Consider the following 18,675-nt stretch of genomic DNA (forward strand, 5'->3'; position numbering starts at 1 on the left):
ATTAAACTCCCAGCATTGATGCAAAGGCCAGAGGCTGGCGAATAATCGCGCCCCATGTACCGCCAGTTTTCTTCTGCTTGTACGCAGACAGGTCTACCACTACAGGGTGTGCGCGCATCTTCTCAGTGAATGCACAGTAGCCGGTGTCCTGACCATCCAGATCGTCAGCAATAAGCTGAACCAGTTGACCGGATGCGGTGTTGTACTCAACAGCAGTAACAACGCGCAGGTTAGGGAAGTTTTTCTTCAGCTGGTCTGACACGTTCACGTTATACATGTTCGTTTTGGTCAGGTTTGCTTCAGACTCTGGAGACATCGCCAGCGTCAATTTACTGTCGCGCTCGACATAGCCTTTGGTTTGGGTGATCAGCTGCTTGTACAGCGCCTGAATGTCGTCATAGACAGCCTGACCATCTTTGGTTGCCCAGGTAGTGCCGCCGCCAGTACCAGTTGCCCCCGGGGTGATTGATGCCGGAAGGTTAGGGTCGTTCAGGATGCCGTAGTTCTTCAGGCCAGCCACACCGAAGAAGTAAGACTTGTTCTGGAACTTGTTAAGGGTCAGAGCTGAAGCTGTGTTCAGTTGCTGAGCCCATGCGATACGACCTTCACCGTAACGGTCCAGTTCCAGCTCACCCCACTGAGTGATGGTCTGGTACAGGTAGGATTCACGCGCTACCCAGTTTACGTTCGCGCTTACCTGGCCGTTATTATTGTAGTCGCCATAGCTGGAAACCTGACCAGTGGATTCTACGACCGGGAACTGCGCGGTCATGGTAGTCCAGTCGCCTTTTTTGGTTTCGCCCATGATTTCCACCGCTTTCATCGGTGTAACCAGAATGCGAATCAGCTCTGGGTCTACATAGTTGGTGAAGTACCACGGAATGCCTGCGTTGCTGGAGGTAACCAGAGTTGGCTGGGCATCCATCGCGTATGAGTAGCTATTTGCTACCGCATCAGTCAAGTAAGCTTTGGCTTCAGGAAGGACTACGCCGTAATCCCGTTCAGCCATTGCCTTGTGTTGTAAAAATTCTGCGTTGTTCATCGATTAGCTCCAGGTGCCCATCTGTACCAGTTCGCCAGCAGCAGCTGCGCTACCGACAACAAATTTAGTTTCTACATAGCCGGAAATGGTCGCACCGGCCGCGCCAGTGGTTACTGAACCATCAGACAGTTTTGCGAAGATTTTTTGTCCAACTGTTGCTGCACCTGCAGTGCGCACCCAGAAGTCGCCAGCCGTCATCAGGGTCATCTGGAAGCCGGGCTGGATTGTCATTGACGCTTCAGCCAGCCAGGTAGTGATTGACGCCTGACCTTCGCGATGAACGAAGCCAGCCGGAACGCCGGTGCCGGTATTGTCTACCACGCCGTTAGTCACCCAGCCGAAGCGACCGACCACCACGCCATTGGTGCCAGCTACCAGAGCACCCTCACCCGCGAGCAAGCTTGCTTTAGGGTTTGCAGAAGCGAAGTCACCTTCAACGCCTGGTGCCTGCTGCTGATTGATTACACTTTGAAAGCCGCCCATTGCTTAGCTCCGTTTCATTTTGGTTGCGCCAGGGAATGCCTTAGCGAAAGAAGTGGTTGCCGCAGAGTCCATACCGATAGTGGCAGCAGGTTTGCGAGCTTCTGATTTCTGGCTGATTGTGAACTCAACCATTGATTTCAGTGCTGAAGGGTGAACGCCTTTGTGGTTAGCGCCTACAGAGTCGAGAGCGAAACGGTAGATGTCTTCAGCTGAGTCCATCGCTACCAGGCTCACATCGCCAACGAGAGCGCGTACGCACTCGCGAGCTTCGTTTGCCTGACGAATGCGACCCATGACATTCTCTTCAGCTTTACGGATTAATGCGGCATCCATAGCAGCCTTGTCCTCTTTGTCTTCATCGTCTTCATCTTCGGCTTTCTTGTCCTTTTTATCGGACTCTTCATCTTCAGCCTTTTTGTCTTCTTTTTTGGACTCGTCTTTATCCTCGTCCATCGCTTTGTCTTTCTTGTCGTCGCGCTCTTCTTTCTCTTCCTCTTCGAGTTCGAGATTTTTCTTGACCGCTTTTTCGACTTCTTCGAGATCTGCGTCTTGTGCCAGGAATGGCTTCAGAGCAGCCGCGAGTTGTTTGGCTTTTGCCATCTCTTTTAGCTCCAGTGATAATGAATCCCCGACAACGACGTCGGATCCGGCTCTGCCCTCTATTACGAGTGCAACGTGGTTCCCGACGATATCGCGCATGACGCCATCGTATGGCTGGCCTTCATGTACGCCGGGGGTCATGTCAGCTACATATCTGTAGGCCGACGAAAGCTCTTTCTTCTCATCCGTTTCGATTCCAGCAATGGAGTCTGCATCCCAGACGACAAGCGAGTTCTTAAGGTAAGTCCCGTCAAATTCGGCATCAGTACCAGTAGAGCCAACCACAGCCATCTTCTGAGGGTCTGCGGCAGTAACCGGAATGTGTTCATTAAGGAGCGGGATGTTGTTGAACGTGTTAGCCGCTTTTGCGAGTTCTTTGGGGTCGCGCAGCAGGTAGTAAACTTTGTCAGGCTGCAGGCCTAACGCTTTGGAATTAGGGATTTCACGGCCATAGTAGGGGCAGATGTTAGCTTTGCTGATTGGCGTTAGTTCGATGTGCAGACGACCATCCTTGTCAAAGGAGCGCACTGTTGCCCTGTCGAATGCCAGAGCTGAGTCACCAGCATATCCATTGGCATACGCAGCTCGCTCAACCTCTTCTGCCTTTGCTTTTGTATCGAATGGCCCTTCTTTTCCCCAATACCATTTGCCATCTTTCTGATGTACTGGCATGGATTTACCTTTCTTCAGGCAATAAAAAAGGCCGCCCTTAGGCAGCCTGTTTGCTTTAATTCATATTATTCAACTTCGTGTTCTTCTACGTATTTGTAGGCAAGTGGCCCATCTTCAATGGAGTCTAGCTTTATATTGGCTTTTTCCTCTGATGAATACACACCTTCAATTACTTCATTTGATTCATAGGGAGTGCCAGAAATAACCACCCAAACTTTCATCACAACCTCGTCTCGTTGCTCGTCATTGATGGTTTCTGGCAGGCGGTGACGATGCCGCTTTTCGGGAGCTACCCTAGCCAGATAGTTATTTTATCACTTTTTAGCCAGCGCAGTGATGACCTCTACAGCAATAACCATGCCGCCAAATATCAATGTCAGGCCTAGAGCCTTGAACACTTCAATCATTTTCTCTCCAGTCCAGGGATTATCGGAGACCATGTGCAGCGGCAGTTGATGGCTTCGCCAGGTAACACCCATTCACCATCGAGATACAGCCCCTTATCGAGTTCAAACTCTTTGCCGTCCGCCTTGACGTGTGATTGACGGGGCTCTTTGCCTGCATGAGAGTGACGCCAGATGCCCTTGGTGATACCCAGGCTCTTTTGCCGCTCAGACTGGATGACCGCCGTGGCCTTGTTGTTCTGGTCACGAGCGATCGTTTCAGCACGCCTGCGAGTTATTCCGTAGCGTGCCTCAAGTTCATCAGTTAAATGTCCGAGGTCACGACCACGACTTACTGACTGCATCACCATCGTCTCCACCTGCGTGTGGTACTGTTCAGGTATCGACTTAATAAGGTTGACGTTCTCGTTTATGACGGCCTGCATTGTGTCTTTAAGTTCATCATTCATCGTGAACTTAACGGTGAAACCGCCATTCTTCAGCGCGGAATTAAGTGATACATCGGTATTGCGGAGTGTCTTATCGACAAAGCGATCTGCCAGTTTTTTCGCAAGCTCGTTGAACTTGCTTTCCCACTGCTTGCCGATTTTAGCCAGCCTGCGCTTCAACTCATTCGCAGGACTGGCATCCAATGCCATGCTGTCTTTGTAGCCTGTCTCAAGCCAGTACCGGTATGACTTGTTCATCTCCCGTACCTGCTTTAGCAGCTCCGAACGATACCACTCATGAACTCCGGCGTTAGCCCTGATTGGACGAAGGGTTTTCTGGCTCTTCGAATCCTTCTTCGATGGACTCGTTTTCGTAATCTTCGTCATCTTCAGATTCCATCATGTGGTATGGACTGCTCTTATCTGACTGGCGCATAGACTTGATGGCGTCTATATCGAACACACCAGCTTCAGCGTAGTTCTTGTCAGCCTCGGACTGATGCTTCATGACTTCGGCTTTTTCGGCCTCTGTGAGCTCGTACAGCGGCAGGAACTCAAAATCTATGTCAGGGTCAATCTCGCCGAATTCGTTCAACTGGATGACATCCAGCACGGTTTTCAGCGGGCTTCTGAATAGATTCTCCTGCATGGCATGGATAGAGTCGTAGAAGACGCGAATTTCACCATCAGACGAAGCGTTGAGGCCGTTAGGAGTGATGCCAAGCAACTTAACCAGCGGGATGCTTGAAACGGAAGCCATCTGCTCCTGTGCTTGAGCCTGGAGAGCGTCAACACCTGCCAGACTTGTCGCATACTGGAAGAATTTCTCCGTATCCTTATCTGTAAGGAACATTCCTCGATTGTCGCGGATTTTATTGAACAGCTCTGCTCGCATAAATAAGCTTGGGTCAGCAGCGCCTGATAGCGTTGTTTGCATGTTTGTTTCGAGACCATACACCACAAACGAGTGAACCAGGTCGCTCACGCTGTCACGAGTCCTCAGCCAGTTCTGCACGTATGGCTCAGCCATCTGGCTAAGCGACAGGCCGCCGAAGTTGTAAGCTGCCTTGAGGATATCCGGCACCTGGCGGGAAATCATCGTCAGCATGCGGCTGGCATGAACTGTTCGACCCATGACGTACCATTCAGCTGGGTTGAAGAAGTCAGGGCTGAGTGGGTTGTCTGCGTTATACACGCCAGGGTATGTCCACATTGCTTCAATAACACGGAAACCGTTCAGGCTGCCTTTGGTTATCTTTCTGGGGCTGATGTAGAGCTTCTTATCCAGCTCATCAGGAACCGTCCAGGCAGAGTTACCGCTAGGCGTTTTCACATCGATGTAAATCTGACCGCGCCCGAAGTAGCCGTCATGTTCAGCAGCTTCTCGAAACTTCTCGCGCACTTTGAAACGCTTTAATGCGTCATCAAGTTGGCGAATCTTGTCGGCCTTATCATCGCCCTCATCTTTTCCGATGTGCTTCAGCTCAATCCACTTTCGTGTCATCTCTTCAGCTATCGTGCCGGTAATCTTGCGATACTCCGGCAGCTGAGCTAGCTGTGACAGGTATGGATAGCCAGGGAATCCCCCATAACCATATGCGGTGATATTTGCTGAGTTGAGGTAGCTGTAAGGTGTGGAGTCCATCGCCAGGGCCGCTTCACCTACGCTCTCAGGAATCACTCCAGGAGGTGGCGTATAGCGCTCAATCTGACGAAGTACTTCACCCTCTGACTTAATCCTTTCCTGTTCATTCAGCATCGCCAGCGCATTAGCCAGCGACATGGGCTGTTTTGCCTCTTCCTTTGGAGGCTCAGCTTTTTTCTTTTTCCAGCGTTCAAACACTATGCGAGCCTCAAAAGTTCTTCAGATATGCGTAACGGACCATTGCCATTCTTCATCTCGTCGATGGCATCCATCATCGGATCTAACTGGTCGTCGTGCGTATTGAAATCAGGGTTGATGGCTTCCATCTCGACGAGGAAGTCGTTAATGAATGGTGCGTTGCTTGGAAGCTTGATATACCCGGACTCGATGTATCCCTGCACGTCCATCAGGCGAGTGTATTTGTCTTTGTCGCGCTGGATGGCTTTGATTGGACATATGGCCTTTTTGCGAATGTTCTGGATGAGCCCTGTTCCTGATGACTTATCTTCTATCGCCATGTGGCGTAGAGGTCCGTTCTTAAGGATTTTGCATTTATCCCAGAACGCGACGGCGCGACGCTGAAGCTCTTCTGCTTCCCATTTACCGCGAATCATGTCTATCAGGTAGATATATCCGTCAGTGCCTAGCCCCCAGTGCTCGAATACAGAGAAGTCATTGACCTCTTTTGTTTTCTGCGCGGTATCGCCATAGACGGCTCGCCATTGCATCTGAGGCAATACGGAATATTCACCGAACCATTCAGACTTAATCAGACCTCCGCCTTTAGCGGTTGGTCGCTGTTGGTACAGTGCGTTCCAGACTAGGGATCCGCGTTGCTTGCATTTCTCGACGAACTCTTGCGGCATGCGCTCAGGGAATAGAATTTCACCAGGGTTTCGCAGGTGATACATGTTGCCGTTGAGCTCGTGCACTTCTTCCTTCTCAGCCTCCATTGGGAAGCTGACCACACGCCATCTTTCACCGCCCTCTTCAGCCAGTTTGAGTAACTGCCCTGCCAGGTCACTTTGATGCCAGCGCGTAAGGATGATGACGATGCCATTTATCTTTGGATCAACACGAGTGAAGAACGTCGTGTCATACCAGTCCATCACCGCTTCCTGATAGGTTGGAGACGATGCGGTCTTGTAATCTTTCGCGGGGTCATCTATTACCCCGATATTCATACCCTGGCCGGTGATACCACCATTAACGCCAGCAGAGCGATATGAGCCTCCGTGTAACTCGCCTTTAGCGTCTACTGGCTCCCACAGCTCGGTTTTGTTGATACCCCCTGCCAGGCTACGTCCTGAAGGTATTTTCACGTCAGGGAAAACATCAGCGTACTTATCGGAGGTGATAATGCGCTTAACGTCCCGGCTCATTCTGTCTGACAGGTCTGAAGAATATGAACACGAGATGATATTCCATGATGGATGCTGGCCTAACACGTATGCAGGGAAGCGACGCGAACACAACTCGCTCTTTCCAGAACGCGGTGGAGCAAACACCATCAGCCGAGGCATGTTTCCGGCTTTTACTTCATCGAGGAAATGATCTAACTCAGCGCAGAGCAGCTCGTTAAACCAGCCTGTTTCATATTGCGGATTGGTGTACAGAGTGAAGTCGAGAAGGTTTTTACGTGCTGAGCGAATCGCCAGCTCTTTGTGGAGCTCATAAATCTGAGCGTTTCGATTCAAGCTGATTGGAGCGTCTGCCATTTCCCAGCTCCTTCAGTTTCTCTTCAAGTAATTCTTCTGACATGTCCGCATAACGAACCGGACCACCATTAGCGCCGGTAATCTCTGTTGCGGTTTGTTCTCTGAATGCCTGCACATTTACGTGCTTGCCGAGTAGCTCAAGGTTTTTCACCTTATCAGGCCATTTGATTTTCTTCAGGAGAGCAGCGCTGTCCGCTGAAGCCATCTCGACGACATCCATGCCTGATAGCGTTGTACGCCACACCTTAGGCCAGTCTTTAATCGACTTCAGTTCTCCATTGGCAAGCAGGATGTCGAGCACGTCCATCTGGTCTATTTCAGTCAGCCGTCGCAATACGTAGGCAGCGTCTATACCTACCTCTTCGTTTCGCTCAGCTTTAAGCTCAGCGATGCGTTTTGCGATATTAGGTTTTATAAGGTTCTCGCATCCCTGTGAGGCGGCAGAATCCTCGCTGTAACCCGCCCTGATAGCTGCCTGTGTGGCGTTTAAATCTTTCAGGTACTCACGGGCAAACAGCTCTTGTTTGTCTGTGAGCTTTGCCATGTTATTTCTCTGTTTTGAAAGTGAAGCCGTGTTGGGCAATGAAATCCGCAAGTTTCTTGAAATGCTTTTCCTTCACAAGGCGAGCATAAACAAGCCCCTTAATAACGGAGATTACTGGCATTACCCACCATCGCCTTTGGGCAACCACAGTTAGGTTTAGAGTAGCCATCAGCTTGATGCCATCTGACCGGATGCGATCAACTTGGTCAGCAGCGCATTGAAGTCAGCCTGTGTTGGCGCTGCAGTCAGTTGCGGAGTGAATGTCATTTGCTTAACGATGCCAGCGGTGCTTGATGTTGCCGCTACCGGTACATCTGAAGGGCTTGGCACGGTTGTTGGCACGCCGCCTGTCGAAATTACTCTCTGAGTCATTGTTAGCTCCTAATCTTTGGAAGTGTTTGCATTAGCGCAACGGTTTCTCTGCTTCTCAGTAGTGATTGGTTACTTACGGCTTACCCGTCAGCAAGATGTGATCACCATCCTTGCGGGGTTACACAGATCATTATCGAAGCCCCTCAGTGAAGGGCTCCTGTAATGCCGCTATTTGCCGACGCAATTCTGCGTTGACTACCCTGCTTTCGCTTCCATCAGCGTGACCATGTCAGGGTCCATCTGGCTTACGATTCGCTCTCGAGCGCAATTGAGAAGCTTCTTGCGACCACCGACGCCCCACTTATTCATTGCCCGGGCACATGCGCTGACCTCTTTGGTCTCATTGGCGATCAGCAGGTCAAGTCGGTTGAGTCGGTTCATATTGCTAAGACCGTTGAGCACAGCCTCGCGGAAGGTTTCATAAACGCGGATTTCAAACTCCGGCTTAATCCAGGCGGCATATCGAATAGCGAGTAGCTCAGCAGCCCATACGCCGGGCTCGTCACCACCGCGAATTACTCTAAGTGCCTGGTTATTTTCCATAGGACATTTTTGTCCTTTGCCTGCCAGCGCCTGAACGAAACGCTTTACTGATGCACTACGAATGAACTTGCCCGGCTTTTGTGACTCAGTAGCCTCGCCTTTCAGGACAGCGGCGGCATGAAGGTCATTCAGGCTATATCGCCCCTTCTCGTCCACACGGACGGAGACACCATTCACGATTACAGTAGGGTATGTCATAGCGTCATTACCTTATCTTTGAAATGAACCGTTGCCGCATAGGAAGTCAGCCCACCGAGGCTCGCCAGCACTAACTGACATCCTCAACGGCTCATTCCAAAGGGTTTGGTTCGGTGGTTTATATGCGCATGCGGTGCGCGGTGAAATTCAGATACAAAAAAGCCCCGCGAATGCGAGGCTGTGAGAATTTTCTACGGTTAAAGTCCAGAGGAGAGACTGTGTCAGAAGCTCATGGATGAGCTTCTATCTCTTTTATGGTCCGTATCTGTCCATTGCAAATGTCCAGAGAATTAAGAAGGTTGATGTTCATCTGGATGCTGTCACCGAACGTCATCTGCTCAGGAACTTCTGGCACAGGGCATTCAATCAGAAGATTTGCCGGAATTGGTATCGTTGGTGCTTTTACCGTTTCGTACTGAATCTGCTTGTCGGCGCAACTGGTCAACGACAGAATCAGGAATAAGCTCGATAGAGCACTTATTGTTTTTGAGCGCATCTTTCACTTCTTCCTGTAGGCGTTGTGATTTCATCTCTGCTGCTGACCTGCGACGCGCTTCTTTGTCTACAAGCTTATTCATATCGCCAACGCGGTCAGCGAGGTTCTGCAAGGTATTAGCCAGATCGTCGTTTTTGCTGTGCAACTGCTTAGCCTCTGTAATCAATGCAGCATTGCTGATTTTAAGCTGACGGTTATCCGTGCCCAATTTAACGATGAAGCCAATGATGATTGCAGCAAAGAAGAACGGGATGAGGTTCTTGATGAATGTAAGGTTCATTTGAGAGCACCTCCATAGGAGATGTACTTATTCACCAGGTCATCAATTTTATGCTCGTGTTGCCCATACCCTGCACCTGGCAGAGATGCCCAGATGTTTGAGCATTTAGTAATGGCTGCTTTGATGTCTCCAGATTCAATGTCAGGTAAAGCGCGGCGCTCTTTTATCTGCTGGATGGCAATAGCGTCCTGGCTGGCAGGTGAAAAGTCTTTCAGCCCTAACTGCTTTTTGTATGCATCATAATATCGCGACAGAAGCTGGTATCTTCCGGCAGCTGTGGATTTAATGCCAAGCTTCGGCAGGCTTATCAGTTTGCGAGGGTGATCTGCATAACTGGTAAAGAGTGAGCCACCAACGACAACGTTATAGCCGTTATCGCTACCCTTGATACGGCTGGTCCCTTCAGACCAGGCAAGCATGTCGAGAAACGCTTGCAGATTACTGCTTATCTTCATCGACTACTCCAGACGCCTTGTTCAGGAATCTACCTTCAAGGGCTTTGATTAGGGAAGAACCTGACCACCCAGCCATGCCGCACACGCCACCGGTGACCTCTTGAGGCCAGCCGTAGTGGATTGCGATCATGATCATGAGAAGTCCCGCGAATATCGACACGATGAGCTGTAGGCACATTGTCCTCCAACTAAACGCTTCACCGTTGAGGACTTTGAAGGAGTAACTGGCTATTGCGCCGACTAGAGTCATGCCGAAAGCGATTAGGATCGACCAGAGGTTCGGATCGCTTTTATATGGCATCTTGTGCATTTCCACCCCCAGATTTCGGGGATCTGTTCAAATTAGGAATTGACGTGGTTGTTGCATGAACAAATCCAGGATACGGTTATCTGTAACGTGGTTTGTTCGCGATTAACGGCGTGAGCAAATCTGGCAGGAGGCTGCGTCAACAGTTTCCTGCCACCCATCTTCACGAAGCCAGCCAAGCGCTGGGTTTTCTTTTGGTCATTATCAAGCGCCCAGATATAGACGCTTTGTAATGACTGCTACGCTGGATACGTATTCCAGTCATCAGCAAATAAATCACCTTGCGATGGCACCCATGAGGTAATTTCGTTCAGCGAATTACGCAGCACCAGGAACGGTTTTAATTTTCCACCAGGCAATTCATAGTTGTCATCGAGAGTGATTTCATACTTCGGTTCATTGGGTGTGGCAGAGTGAGGAGGCTTAACGACGAATACACTCTGGCCTTTACCATTCCATCCTTCACGGTAAATCTTTGCTCCAGACTTCACCGCCTCTAACGCATCGCTAAAGTTCATATTCGTACCATCGTTGATTTATAGGGTGAAAGCGCATAGCACCGTAGCCACAGCGGATAAGGTGAGGGTATTGTCTGTCTGGTATTTGGTGGGATGCGCTTTCAGAAAGGTCGTGCTGAATGCGTCTTATGACGCAATCGTACGCAGCATGTACGCGCGGTACATCCGCAATAAAACATGCCGGTTACGTTTATCCGGCGTCTTTCGACCGATTGCCTGATGTAGCAGGTTAGGTTGTGGTGGCCGGCGCTGATCTCCGGCTTTTCTGCCTACGCCCGTCAGTGGCAGAACATGGCAACGGGAGTGCAATCACTGCGCATCAGCCTGCGCATTCACCACAACGGGAAGCCAACTCTCCCGAATACTTAATGTCGAGCCTAAGCAGGGCATGAAAGAAGGCTTTCCGTTGTGCTTAAAACGCAAAAAGCCCCAAGGCGTGAACCTCAGGGCTTATTTGTTTGGCTGCTCTGTTCGCTTTTGCTCCGAGCATACACAAAATGTACTACTTCCATTTCGCTTCCGCAAGTTATTTAGGACAATTTACCTAATTATTATGCAGCCTTTGGAAATTCCTTCTCAATTTCGCGCTTCATTGCATAAAAGATTTCTGAATCGAGCACATTCTCGCACCAGACAACCCGACGTCTGCATGACTGGATATCCATTCCGGTGACTGCATTCATCAGCCTGGCGATATCTTGCGTGCAATTTCGATTGCAATATCGCTTAATAGCTACATCGCGGACGGGGCTTTCACGGTGAAATATCTTGACCATCACACGTTCAACGAAAGCAGCATCATCGGATTCTTTGGCGAGAGCGATGATGTTGCTTAACGATGATTGAGGGATGACCAGTTCGCGAGCTTTCTGATAGAGCGCATCTCCACGCAGTCCATCCTCTTCGTACAGGCGCATGACAACAGACTCAATCTGTTTGGCCTTGTCATCACTCCACTGGCTACGAATCATCAGGCGACCGATAACGTTGATTGCACCACCCGGGGAATCATCCCCTGCGTTAACCTTGCCCCATACCTGCAGCATGTAGTGAACCCATGCTTTCTGGCGTGAGTTGATGGTTTTCTTTGGGTGTTTCCATACGCGGCGGAAATGAGCATCGTCGATGAAGTTAATCATGCCAAATATCGGTGTGTGTCTCATGATTTTATCCCCAGCACATCTTTCAACTGACCGAGCACCATCCTTGTTGCAAATGATTCGCCATGTAGCTTGCTCTGCATTTCAATTTCCATCAGCGCCGACTTAAGAAGGCCGCGAGATACTCTCACTGGAGTTCTGTTTTCTTCATTCAGCTTTTTAAGGCGTTCAAGTGAGTTTTTAACGTCCATCTACGCCGCCTCCGGATCATGGTCTGGCTTATTCGTTCCGAGCCGATTACGCACCTCGCGCAGCTGCTCGCGCACATACTCAAGACTGCGCTCAAGTTCCTGCTCTTTGCCTATCAGCACCTGCTCATTATGCATATCGCGCTGACGCTGCCACTTAACATGCTGGATGTTAGTTACGCTGCACATGTTTTACCTCGACCGCCTTGATGAACCATGAGAACGCCGTTAACGATGGCGTGGAATTGAGCTTTGGTGTCTCGTGAATACCTGAGGATGGTGTTTCGGCTGCAGGCTAGTTGCCTGGCTGCTTCTGACTGATTCCCACGTACTTCTATGAGAATGTCAGGTATGGTTTTGATAGTTGGTGTCATTGAAGTGGCTCCAATCTAGACATAAGAAGTACGCAAACGATGAAACCCACCGCCAGCGCTATACATTCTCCAGTGCTCATGCTGCCTCACTTCTGCTGTTACGCAGGTGTTTAAGCTTCTGCTGATACTCCGCCTTAATCGCTTTGCACTCTTCGGTAGTCCAGCGATGTCGCTTATGGTCTGATTCGATTTCGTCTACAGCCGCATGCCCGATGCGCTCGATGAGCATCACTCGATAAGGAACCAGGTTCCCGCTCTTGTGCTGGTTGCATACGACGCATTGCTTATGGATATTGCGTTCATCAAATCGGAGTTGAGGTGCCGCAGCAGTCGTGCGGTAGTGACCCGCATCCCACTGAGCAGACGTGAACGTTCCGCACGAGATACATGGTACGTCGCGGTCTCTTTCTCTGATGAAGGCGTTTACTGCTTGTTGGGCTTGTTTAATCCAGTAACTGCGGGGCTTTAAGGCGAGCTTTCGAATCTTTAACTTGTCTTTCTGCTGCTGATATTCTCGTCGTCGTTTCTTGTCTGCTGCTTTCTCTGCTTTTTCTCTCTCCTTGCTTCGTCGCTCTATTGCTAGTTCGGTTCCGTGTTCCGGGCTACACCACCACTGATTTGAGAATGCCGGGTGGAACCATTCATTGCAGACTTTGCATTTTCGCCGGGGAGCTTTAGTCATTGGTCAATTCCTTCTGTCGCTCATCTTCGTGAGAGAAGTCTTCTCCGTCGATTGGCATGAGTTCATCACTGTAAAAATAAGAGAAGCCACCTGAAGGCTTGTTTGTATAAATCGATACATCGCCTTTAACTAACCAGCCGGGCGTCTCATCGCGCCACCCATGCTTACCTGCGCCAGGAAAATTAAAAAAATATCCGTTTGTTACTTTTTCGATTAACTCAACGCATCTGCCAATTTCTGGTTTGTTTTCTGAAAAAATGACTATCGCGATGCCACCTGCGCGTAACTCACCCATCATCTTCCTCCGTCATAAATCCGTTAGGGTCGCGATACGCTATTGCCAGTGAGGCGCATTCTTCACAGCAATGAACCTCGCCATCTGATAACTCTTTCGTGCAGCCAGCGCACAACGTTCGACGTATGCTCTGCTGCTCGTAGGATTGGGCTTCTGATTGGCTAAGCATTGTTGGCGTCCTGCATCATGAGGAAGACAATCATGGCCGCTCTAAGAACGTTTTCATGTTCGTACTCCCAAATAGGGTTAGCAGAAGCCCCGTGCAATCCGTTCTCGTTCCAATCCCAGAGAATGTTGATGCCGTTGTCAGCGATGATTAGCCATGCATCATCGGGGTTTTTACAGGGGTTAAATTCACCATCCTTTTCGTTGTGCAATACGACACCATCAACCGCGCATACGCTACCCCATAGATGCGCGCTAACTAAGCTGTTAATTTCAAAATCTGATAACTGTGAATAGTCCATATCAATGCAACCTCGCATTTTGTTCTGCTGGTTCAATGGAAATAACCAGGTCTTTGTCGCCCAACTTCCAGATAATTCCCTGCTCTTCTTCGTCCTCTGTCATTGCCTCCACATAAGCCATCAGGTAATTCATCATGATGTTTATGCCGTCGACTCCTTCGCTTTCTGCATCTTCCATGAGGTCAGAGAAACGCTCGATGTAGTCTTCTTCTGCGCTCATAGCTAACTCCAGATTCGTTGCTGATACAGACTTCCGCCCTTTGGTTCGCTGGCGTACTCTGGAAGCAATGCGGAAACCACCCATAACCGAGGGTCTGCGCTTAGCGTTCGTTGAGTTTTTACGTTGCGGGACTGGTAGGCGGTGATTAACTGGGTTGCTTCTTCGTTGGTGAGGTCGTGATGGTGAAACCATGTCATCTTCATATCATGCCGCATCTCCGAATCTGGCTTTCCATTCCAGCGCTAATCTGGCTTCGTCAGACCACTTCACATTCTTCTCTGCACCGAATGCCTGGATAAGCTCCAGAAGCTCTCCGAACTCACTGACGCGCATCTTGCTGGTTGACTGGCCTATCACCACGAATCCGTTTCCAGCGAGATTAGGCACGACATCCTGCTGCTTTAACGCTGCGGTAAAGATACACTTCCAGCTTTCTGCGTCGAGCCAGCGCCCATGCCATTCGACCTGACGCGAAACATCACCAAGGCAAGCCCAGAGTTTGCGATTCTGGTCAATGCTGCGGTTGCGTTCCTGGATGGTTACGATGATAGGCTTGGTTGGGTCGGGGAATATTTGCTATATGGCTTGAATGGCGTTCTGCTGATGAATGGGGCTTCTTAGTTCAAACGTTAGTTTCCTCACCTTTCACGCTCCTGTAATCTTCAAGTGCGGCAGCAATGGTTCCGATCGGGTCGTGGTCTTGCCCGATAATCTCGTTTACGTTTTCATCTTCTTCCACATCGAAAAAGAATCGCAGGGCTAACATAATTTCTTCGTATGCGCTCATACTCACTCCTTCACTTTGATTCCAGCGGCGCGGATTGCGCTCTGCACATCGCTTACATACAGGTAGGGGGTTCGACCACTATGCATGGTAAAGCTTTCAGGAAGCTCAATCTCGATAGCTGCGCGGGATGCCTGCCATGCCTCCCATTTGTTTTCGGTTGCAAGATGGCTGTACCCACCACTCTCACGCCTATCTAGCATTATTCCTCTGTGTAAATCTGAATTTGTCGCACTTTCAACCCATGATTCGAAAGCCTTTCTTGATTCGTCCATATTCCTCTCCATCAGCGCGCTGGGGTGTTAGTTGTTATCCTGGCGATAAATCATAATCACCAAGCCTGACTTTGTTGCTAGCTTAACCGTGTCGCCTGCGGTTACCTTGTCTAACTCATAGGCCTCGTATAACGCATTGACCGCTTTTTGCTTTTGGGAATCCTTACGTCGTTTATCCCATTGCTTTAGGGCGTTACTTACAACCCATTGGCCAGTTTTGTACATGATGTAGAGATATCCGATGAAGCAAAGGCCAATATTTAGCGCCGAAGATAGGTCTTTCACGCTCGCACCTCTCTTAATGCCTTGTTGATAAATGCAGTCATTTCATTGGCGCAGCCAAAGGTAAACGGTGCGTTCTTGCGATACAGCCAGACCTTTTCTCTGCCTAACCACTCACGATAAACCTCACCTTGCTTGCTCAGTGATGCCCGAATCTGCGCGGTCATTTGCAGGTCTACTCCGGTTGCTGCTGAGATAGCTCCTGAAGTTCCATCGTTACCGCTCTCCATCCAGTCCAGAATCGCCTGGCGACGGTTAGCATGAAGTTCAGTCAGCCGATAACGCTTGATTCCGTTATGGACGCTGTGTATTTCAAGCTGGCCTGATTCTGTGAGTTCGCGGAGTAGTTGGGTGATGCGGGATTTTGGTGCACCGGTAAGGTGGTGAAACTCTCGTGCTGATGTTGGTTTGTTTCTTTCAAGGTGGTTGAGTATTTTGTCTCGTGTGTTCATGGATTATCTCCAGTCGTTTGATTTGGACTCCGTCTGGTTGGCTGAGAACTGTTTTGCGGCTTCCTGCTGGTCAATATTCACAAAGTGCCCGTTCTTCCATCCCATGTAGAACGTCTGTGGTTGACCAGATCGATATTTGCCGATGATGATTTCCGCGATTCCCTTCATGTTGCTGTTCTCGTCGTAAACTTCATCGCGATAAGGGAAGATAATTACGTCGGCGTCCTGCTCGATAGCGCCAGATTTAGCCAAATCTCCCAGACCAGGGCGTTTTTCCTGCCGACCTTCTGGACCACGGTTAAGCTGGGCCAGCAGAATCACCGGAACCTTATTGCGAAGGCAGAACTGCTTGAGCTTTCTGGTGATGTCAGCGATGGCTTGATGCTCAGGAATGTTTGATGGCTTCTCTATCAGGCCGAGGTAATCTATAGCCAGGAAGCTTAGGCCGCCGTCCATGTTCATGCGCTCGGCGTGAGCTATGCACTCATCGACCGTGAAGGAGCCATCTATGACGTGATTATCTTCATCCAGAAGAGTTCCCGTTGCCGCAGTAAGGCGTGTGTATTGCTCCTGTATCATATTGAGAGGGTTTCGCAGCGTGCCTACTGATAGTCCTGCTCGGTCAGCAACGTGACGCTCAACGACCTGCATATCCGACATTTCCATTGATATAAACAGCCCCTTCCCTTTCTGCCTCCCAACCGAGTTGGCGATATTAATGGCAAGTTCCGTTTTACCCATGCCCGGGCGACCAGCGATTACAATAAGGTCAGTTCGGTCCAGCCCGCCATATGCATCGTCCATAGGCTGAATGCCCGTCTTGAGATACAAACCAGACTCCTCGCCTTGCATCCTGTTTTCCAGAACAACCATGTAATCATCCAGCAAATCACCGATGCGGCGCGGTAGTTTGTCGTTGGTTTCGAACTGGAGTTTTGACAGGATCCCGCTTACTTCAGCGATGCGGTCATTCAGGTCATGCGTTCCCGCACCTGCCAGAAGCTCTGCTGCTCGCTTAAGCTCAGCCTCGCCACGGCGTAACATCCAGCACTGCCTGACACGCTTGGCCCAGCCTCGGATGTTTGCTGCTGATGAGCACTTACATGCAACCTCAACCACAAAGTCCTTCGTCGCAGATGGAACAGCGTCCTTCACAGTGAACATATCTACCGGCTCAGCCTTGTTCAGCAATGTCACAATCGCCTGGTACATGCTTTTCAGGTGGAAGTTCTCGAATGCTTCAGCAGGAAGTTTCCCGGCGATTTCGCGGCAGTCGATGTGATCGCCCTTAACCATCATCGAGCCAACCAGTTGGTGCTCAAAGTCGTAACTTTCCATCAGCTTCCAGCTCCTAAAATCTCGTCAATCTTCTTCTGCGTGAGGGCTGTATCAATCCCGTAAACCTTCCCTTCAGGGTTGCCACCAAGCGCCCACTGCGTAGGCTGATAGCCGTGCTCGATGTATCCGTTCAGGATGCTGTCGATATCACGTGGCTCCTTGCCAAGCTCTTTGCACTGCTTCAGGTAGGATGACCACAGGCGCTTTATTCCATTTTCTGTCGACGTGGTGATGCTTCTGATGGTCGGCATACCAAGACGTTTGGCTTTGCAGTTCCAGGTCTCTTTGAAACGCTCCCGGTCGAATGCCGGGACTGTAGAGCGAGGATTGGTTTGTCTGGCTCTGGGGTTAGTTTCTTTCTGACGGGGTGTTAATTTTTCATCACATGACAATCCCACTTCGTGGGTTTGGGTATTTTCTTTCTTTTCTTTTGTAATAGTTTCTTTTGTGTGACTCTGTTTTGGTGACAGCCTTGTCACCGTTTTGGTGACACCTTTTGTCACCAATGCAGTGACATTATCACCAGAGTAGTGACACCCTTCGATATTCCATTCAGTGATATTCTTATTCGGCCCGATTTGACTGCCTTCGCGAAGGATGACCTTCATTGAAATCAGCTCATTTTTGGCCTTGTTAACTTTCTGTCTTGGCAGCCTGGTAAGTTGAGCTAACTGGCTGTCAGATATGCGATCCATCTTCTTGCCAAAGCCATATGTTTTACGGCAAATGGCATGAGCAACTTTGCTCTGATTCTTCGTTAAATCTGCGCCGATTAGCTCGTCATACAGGGCATTTGCAAGACGGGTATATCCATCTTCAAGTTCTGCCACACGACGCTCCACAGGCCGCTGTGTTGGCCTTAATTGTGTTACGGTTGCGAGATTACTCATGACCTTTCTCCTTCTGCATCAGCTTCACTTTCTCCAACTCAGCCCGAAATCGACCAGGCTGCTTGAAGCTGGACAGGAAGCGATCACGTAGTATGTTTTTGTGCATTTTGTCCTGGTAAGGACTGAGTGGTTTTGTCATTAAGCCTCCTCTACTTCGTAATCAGCGAAGTAACCGGTAGACATTTTTAAAAACCTTGATTCGGTTACTGTGTAAGCCTTCCTGCCTTTCCTCTCCTTGCCTTCAGGCTCTATAAGGTGGCATGAATAAATGATTCTGCGCTGCCAGTTGCCTGGCATTTCCACTACTGCCAGAACCTCAAGAATTCTTTTTCCTTCAGCATCAGCGGTGTAAAAACACTGATCGCCATAACCACAGTCGGCTGGCTCATAATTTTTGTGGCAACCGCCAATCCAACGCTCATCGGTATGCACGTTGCCGTCGTAAGACTGATAATCCGTGCATACGAAGATAAATGGATATACGGTTTCGAACTTGTCACCGGCCATTATGCTGGTGTTTACTTGCTTGGTTTGTCCTGCCATAATTACTCCTGTTACTTGGC

Annotated in this window: 30 protein-coding genes and 1 pseudogene; all 31 read right to left on the bottom strand. The window is 49.7% G+C overall.

All coding sequences use genetic code 11. The annotated features are described in order from the left end of the window. Position 1: 1 nt before the first annotated feature. The 31 genes and pseudogenes from ACWKXT_RS08225 to ACWKXT_RS08375 all read right to left on the bottom strand — a co-directional run bounded on the left by ACWKXT_RS08225 (position 2) and on the right by ACWKXT_RS08375 (position 18,655). The gene (locus ACWKXT_RS08225) at positions 2-1,042 is read right to left on the bottom strand and encodes a DUF2184 domain-containing protein (RefSeq protein WP_454532154.1); all 1,041 of its coding nucleotides are present in this window, start codon (positions 1,040-1,042) and stop codon (positions 2-4) included. 3 nt (positions 1,043-1,045) lie between these two features. Beyond that, positions 1,046-1,525, bottom strand: a complete 480-nt coding sequence (locus ACWKXT_RS08230) for a structural cement protein Gp24 (RefSeq protein WP_159124719.1) — start codon at positions 1,523-1,525, stop codon at positions 1,046-1,048. A gap of 3 nt (positions 1,526-1,528) precedes the next feature. Further along, complete coding sequence (locus tag ACWKXT_RS08235) at positions 1,529-2,797, bottom strand: DUF2213 domain-containing protein (RefSeq protein WP_454532155.1); 1,269 nt, start codon at positions 2,795-2,797, stop codon at positions 1,529-1,531. 65 nt (positions 2,798-2,862) lie between these two features. Beyond that, entirely contained in the window at positions 2,863-3,018 is a 156-nt protein-coding gene (locus tag ACWKXT_RS08240) for a DUF7336 domain-containing protein (RefSeq protein ID WP_454532156.1), read from the bottom strand. Between the two features lie 182 nt (positions 3,019-3,200). Continuing rightward, positions 3,201-3,887 carry a phage head morphogenesis protein gene (locus ACWKXT_RS08245; RefSeq protein WP_454532157.1) on the bottom strand — a complete coding sequence of 229 codons (687 nt, stop codon included), beginning with the start codon at positions 3,885-3,887 and terminating at the stop codon, positions 3,201-3,203. Between the two features lie 52 nt (positions 3,888-3,939). Beyond that, on the bottom strand, positions 3,940-5,412 hold the full coding sequence (locus ACWKXT_RS08250; protein ID WP_454532216.1) for a DUF1073 domain-containing protein: 1,473 nt from the start codon (positions 5,410-5,412) through the stop codon (positions 3,940-3,942). Positions 5,413-5,471: 59 nt separating this feature from the next. Beyond that, positions 5,472-6,992 carry a phage terminase large subunit gene (terL, locus tag ACWKXT_RS08255; RefSeq protein ID WP_454532158.1) on the bottom strand — a complete coding sequence of 507 codons (1,521 nt, stop codon included), beginning with the start codon at positions 6,990-6,992 and terminating at the stop codon, positions 5,472-5,474. Continuing rightward, positions 6,946-7,536, bottom strand: a complete 591-nt coding sequence (locus ACWKXT_RS08260; RefSeq protein ID WP_454532159.1) for a terminase small subunit — start codon at positions 7,534-7,536, stop codon at positions 6,946-6,948. Before ACWKXT_RS08260 ends, terL begins: the two co-directional genes overlap by 47 nt. A 567-nt stretch (positions 7,537-8,103) precedes the next feature. Continuing rightward, entirely contained in the window at positions 8,104-8,649 is a 546-nt protein-coding gene (locus tag ACWKXT_RS08265) for a KilA-N domain-containing protein (RefSeq protein ID WP_454532160.1), read from the bottom strand. A 229-nt stretch (positions 8,650-8,878) separates the two neighbouring features. Then, positions 8,879-9,094, bottom strand: a complete 216-nt coding sequence (gene lysC, locus ACWKXT_RS08270) for an Rz1-like lysis system protein LysC (RefSeq protein ID WP_454532161.1) — start codon at positions 9,092-9,094, stop codon at positions 8,879-8,881. Further along, a complete protein-coding gene (locus ACWKXT_RS08275) occupies positions 9,012-9,425 on the bottom strand; it encodes a DUF2570 domain-containing protein (protein WP_454532162.1) in 414 nt (137 codons plus the stop codon). Before ACWKXT_RS08275 ends, lysC begins: the two co-directional genes overlap by 83 nt. Then, a complete protein-coding gene (locus ACWKXT_RS08280; RefSeq protein ID WP_454532163.1) occupies positions 9,422-9,880 on the bottom strand; it encodes a glycoside hydrolase family 24 protein in 459 nt (152 codons plus the stop codon). Before ACWKXT_RS08280 ends, ACWKXT_RS08275 begins: the two co-directional genes overlap by 4 nt. After that, positions 9,864-10,181: a phage holin family protein gene (locus tag ACWKXT_RS08285; protein ID WP_063451792.1), complete on the bottom strand. Its 318-nt coding sequence runs from the start codon at positions 10,179-10,181 to the stop codon at positions 9,864-9,866. Before ACWKXT_RS08285 ends, ACWKXT_RS08280 begins: the two co-directional genes overlap by 17 nt. Before the next feature lie 245 nt (positions 10,182-10,426). Then, positions 10,427-10,705 (bottom strand): DUF2829 domain-containing protein, encoded by a 279-nt coding sequence (locus ACWKXT_RS08290; RefSeq protein ID WP_454532164.1) that lies wholly within the window; start codon positions 10,703-10,705, stop codon positions 10,427-10,429. Between the two features lie 551 nt (positions 10,706-11,256). Further along, positions 11,257-11,868 carry a hypothetical protein gene (locus tag ACWKXT_RS08295; protein WP_454532165.1) on the bottom strand — a complete coding sequence of 204 codons (612 nt, stop codon included), beginning with the start codon at positions 11,866-11,868 and terminating at the stop codon, positions 11,257-11,259. Next, the gene (locus ACWKXT_RS08300; protein ID WP_246932152.1) at positions 11,865-12,056 is read right to left on the bottom strand and encodes a hypothetical protein; all 192 of its coding nucleotides are present in this window, start codon (positions 12,054-12,056) and stop codon (positions 11,865-11,867) included. Before ACWKXT_RS08300 ends, ACWKXT_RS08295 begins: the two co-directional genes overlap by 4 nt. Then, positions 12,057-12,242 (bottom strand): hypothetical protein, encoded by a 186-nt coding sequence (locus ACWKXT_RS08305; protein ID WP_454532166.1) that lies wholly within the window; start codon positions 12,240-12,242, stop codon positions 12,057-12,059. It abuts the gene before it with no gap. After that, a complete protein-coding gene (locus ACWKXT_RS08310) occupies positions 12,230-12,427 on the bottom strand; it encodes a protein ninH (protein ID WP_454532167.1) in 198 nt (65 codons plus the stop codon). Before ACWKXT_RS08310 ends, ACWKXT_RS08305 begins: the two co-directional genes overlap by 13 nt. A gap of 76 nt (positions 12,428-12,503) precedes the next feature. Beyond that, positions 12,504-13,109, bottom strand: coding sequence for a recombination protein NinG (locus ACWKXT_RS08315; protein WP_454532168.1), 606 nt, complete (start codon positions 13,107-13,109; stop codon positions 12,504-12,506). Next, the gene (locus tag ACWKXT_RS08320) at positions 13,102-13,407 is read right to left on the bottom strand and encodes a hypothetical protein (RefSeq protein WP_454532169.1); all 306 of its coding nucleotides are present in this window, start codon (positions 13,405-13,407) and stop codon (positions 13,102-13,104) included. Before ACWKXT_RS08320 ends, ACWKXT_RS08315 begins: the two co-directional genes overlap by 8 nt. Before the next feature lie 158 nt (positions 13,408-13,565). Continuing rightward, complete coding sequence (locus ACWKXT_RS08325) at positions 13,566-13,871, bottom strand: phage protein NinX family protein (RefSeq protein ID WP_454532170.1); 306 nt, start codon at positions 13,869-13,871, stop codon at positions 13,566-13,568. Position 13,872: 1 nt separating this feature from the next. Further along, entirely contained in the window at positions 13,873-14,091 is a 219-nt protein-coding gene (locus ACWKXT_RS08330) for a hypothetical protein (protein WP_454532171.1), read from the bottom strand. A gap of 204 nt (positions 14,092-14,295) precedes the next feature. Further along, a pseudogene (locus ACWKXT_RS08335) lies at positions 14,296-14,733 on the bottom strand (recombination protein NinB). Next, positions 14,714-14,878 carry a hypothetical protein gene (locus ACWKXT_RS08340; RefSeq protein WP_454532172.1) on the bottom strand — a complete coding sequence of 55 codons (165 nt, stop codon included), beginning with the start codon at positions 14,876-14,878 and terminating at the stop codon, positions 14,714-14,716. The pseudogene ACWKXT_RS08335 and the gene ACWKXT_RS08340 overlap by 20 nt, the downstream one beginning before the upstream one ends. 2 nt (positions 14,879-14,880) lie before the next feature. After that, the gene (locus ACWKXT_RS08345; RefSeq protein WP_454532173.1) at positions 14,881-15,150 is read right to left on the bottom strand and encodes a hypothetical protein; all 270 of its coding nucleotides are present in this window, start codon (positions 15,148-15,150) and stop codon (positions 14,881-14,883) included. 27 nt (positions 15,151-15,177) lie between these two features. Further along, entirely contained in the window at positions 15,178-15,435 is a 258-nt protein-coding gene (locus ACWKXT_RS08350) for a DUF4752 family protein (protein WP_454532174.1), read from the bottom strand. Then, entirely contained in the window at positions 15,432-15,884 is a 453-nt protein-coding gene (locus tag ACWKXT_RS08355; protein WP_454532175.1) for a helix-turn-helix domain-containing protein, read from the bottom strand. The genes ACWKXT_RS08350 and ACWKXT_RS08355 overlap by 4 nt, the downstream gene beginning before the upstream one ends. Positions 15,885-15,887: 3 nt before the next feature. Further along, positions 15,888-17,222 carry a replicative DNA helicase gene (locus ACWKXT_RS08360; RefSeq protein ID WP_454532176.1) on the bottom strand — a complete coding sequence of 445 codons (1,335 nt, stop codon included), beginning with the start codon at positions 17,220-17,222 and terminating at the stop codon, positions 15,888-15,890. Further along, positions 17,222-18,112 (bottom strand): replication protein, encoded by an 891-nt coding sequence (locus ACWKXT_RS08365; RefSeq protein WP_454532177.1) that lies wholly within the window; start codon positions 18,110-18,112, stop codon positions 17,222-17,224. Before ACWKXT_RS08365 ends, ACWKXT_RS08360 begins: the two co-directional genes overlap by 1 nt. After that, on the bottom strand, positions 18,105-18,251 hold the full coding sequence (locus ACWKXT_RS08370; protein WP_088130987.1) for a DUF2740 family protein: 147 nt from the start codon (positions 18,249-18,251) through the stop codon (positions 18,105-18,107). The genes ACWKXT_RS08365 and ACWKXT_RS08370 overlap by 8 nt, the downstream gene beginning before the upstream one ends. Next, positions 18,251-18,655, bottom strand: coding sequence for a hypothetical protein (locus tag ACWKXT_RS08375; RefSeq protein ID WP_454532178.1), 405 nt, complete (start codon positions 18,653-18,655; stop codon positions 18,251-18,253). Before ACWKXT_RS08375 ends, ACWKXT_RS08370 begins: the two co-directional genes overlap by 1 nt. Positions 18,656-18,675: the final 20 nt, after the last annotated feature.

Source organism: Enterobacter sp. UPMP701, from assembly GCF_053709515.1.